Annotated in this window: 1 protein-coding gene; it reads left to right on the plus strand. The window is 58.0% G+C overall.

Annotated features, from left to right (window positions below; genetic code table 11):
• On the plus strand, nucleotides 1-2,319 hold a 2,319-nt coding region (locus tag OOT00_RS15850; RefSeq protein ID WP_265426398.1), incomplete at its 5' end, for a transglutaminase-like cysteine peptidase.
• Between the last annotated feature and the right edge of the window lie 183 nt (nucleotides 2,320-2,502).

A 2,502-nucleotide genomic window follows, 5' to 3' on the forward strand; every position in this document is an offset into this window, starting at 1 on the left:
AATGGCATGGCAGAGGAAGAAGCCCGGCTGCGGAACCGGCTGCGGAACGCCGAAACGGAGCTGGATACAGCCATTGCCGCCCATGACAGGGCCGCCATGACAAAGGCCTCCGTGGAACATACCCGCCTGTATTATGAGCTGGACATGCGGATCCGCCGCATGGATGCGACACGAGCCAGACTGGTTTCCTTGCAGATGGAGCTGGGCCGCATGACCGCTGCTTCCGTGACAAAGGATGAACGCATCCTCTGGTGTGCGGATTATTCCGATGAACTGGAAGGCCGCGTGGGCCTTGCCGCCATCGCAGGCAATCCGGCTACGGTCCTCATCGCCCCCGGCGGCAAAGATACGGACACCCATCTGTTAATGACCTCCACCATGCCCCGGCATATGGCCGCCTGGCATCAGATCACCGAACCGGCCATGGAAAAATGGCGGCCCACCTTTCGCACCGGCACCATCACGGATCTGGATAGGGAGACAGGTCTTGCCCGTATTGCCGTAGACGATGCAAGGTCTCGCCTGCGTCCGGATATCAGCCAGAACACAGAGGATGTCCTTGAGGCCGTGCCCGTATCGTACATGGCCTGTGACCACAGGGTGTTCCGGGAGGGAGACCGGGTATTGATCCGATGGGTGGAAAAACGGCCCGTGGTGGTGGGGTTTGTGGAAAACCCACGGCCCTGCGGCGAGCGGGTATGGATCACCTTTACAGATATTACCGGGGTGCAGGCCTTTGTGTCTCTCTGCGACCGCAGGATCTCCGAGCTGCAAAAAGACAGGAGCCATGCGGACTCCTGCAAAAACGAGTTTATTCCTGAGCTGCTGGCCCTTTATAAGGCCTGGGAAGGCAGGTATTTTAATTACCAGTACGGTATTCCCTGGGGCAAGGTCCACAAGGAGGATGTGGACAGGCTGTCTGCCCCATGGATCGAATGGCGGGATTCCCTGGGCGGTGAGCAGGGCGGTCTTGGATATGATTCCTATGTTGTTGGCGTGGACCGGGCTATTATCTCATGGCAGAACATACGCGCCATCGCCCAGAATGCCGCGGCCTACCTGACACTGACGGTGCAGGGAAACCATACCCCGGAGGAGGATGTTCCGGACATGCCCCTTTCCCATGCGGTGTGGGTCATGGATGGTTGTTCCGTGGACATGAATCCGACCCTGCTGGATGTGGGGAACCCTTCCATGAAAAGACAGTCCGATCTGGCACAGGCCGCCGCGGATCAATGGGAAGAAATGGGGTTTTTGTGCGCCCCCGTGATGACCTGCTCTCTGCGGGCTGGCACATCCGTTTCCTGGCAGTGGCAGTGCCGGGCAGGTTTTTTACCAGACGGCGAAACGATTATTTTTTCAAGGGACTACAGATTGTCTTTTCCCGGCTTTTCGGAATCCCTGCCTCTGGAGGGTTGTCTTGTAACCGTGGCCACCGATGACGGAGATCTGTTTCGCTACCCGGCGCCATGGCCCGTTCATGCGGCGGGGGTGCCAACCACGGGGAATGAGACCGTGGATCTTTCCATGGGCCTCCGTGTCAGTGGTGCGCTGGGTGAGATTTTTGAAAATTTTGGTGCAGAAGTGAAGCCACAGGACCCAGACAAGCCCTATGTGACCGGTGGCCTTTTTCTGGATGACAACCCATTCACATGGATGGGGTATCAGGCCGCCGGTATCACCCACGGAATGACAGGTGCCGGATCTGCCACACGCCAAAGGGTACCTGCAGGGTTTGAGGTTTTCGCAGGGCGGCACCCGGAGCACCCCATTGTCACGGGCAAAAACGATGGCAGAGAAAAACATGACAGCCTGAACGCCGAGCAGAAAACCGCTGACCTCAGGTCCGTGAATGACGCAGTTAACACCCGTTATGCGTACAAAGAAGAGGCCGAAGGCCGGGATGTCTGGCGATTCATGACCACCGCCGACCCCTGGGGCGACTGCGAGGATTTTGCCCTCACAAAAATAGAAATGCTGCTGGACAGGGGATGGGACATCAAGGATCTGCAACTCCAGGGAGGGCTGAGGCCCGCGGAGAGGTGGTCGGCCACGGAAGGAAAGATGGTCACGATCTGGATCGGGCACATGTGGGTGCTGGCAGGTGGGTCCATCGTGCTGGACAACGGCGGCGACCTGACGACACTGGCGGCCATGAAAGCCAAAGGGTACCAGAGGATCATCACACAAAGGGGGCTGGTCTGGACCTGTGAGGATACGGGCAGGGAATATACGGCCCTGCCGTACCCCCATTACAGGTTTAACGAGGTGGCCATACAAATGACCGCCACCGTGGCCCGGTGGGGTGGTGGGGCGTAACAATAAAACCCCGCACCCCTTGCCGGGCCGAGGACAGTAAGCTCTTACAGCGGGTAAGGGCTTTCGGGTGTAAGCCCCTAAGTGCCAACAGATCCTTTATTTACCACAAAAGGCGGCCCCCATTAAGGACCGGAAGGTCTTTAAAATCATTCAGGACAACAGCCAATGAAAACCACAACCGGG

Origin of the sequence: Desulfobotulus pelophilus (genome assembly GCF_026155325.1) — a bacterium.
GTDB classification, from domain to species: Bacteria; Desulfobacterota; Desulfobacteria; order Desulfobacterales; family ASO4-4; genus Desulfobotulus; species Desulfobotulus pelophilus.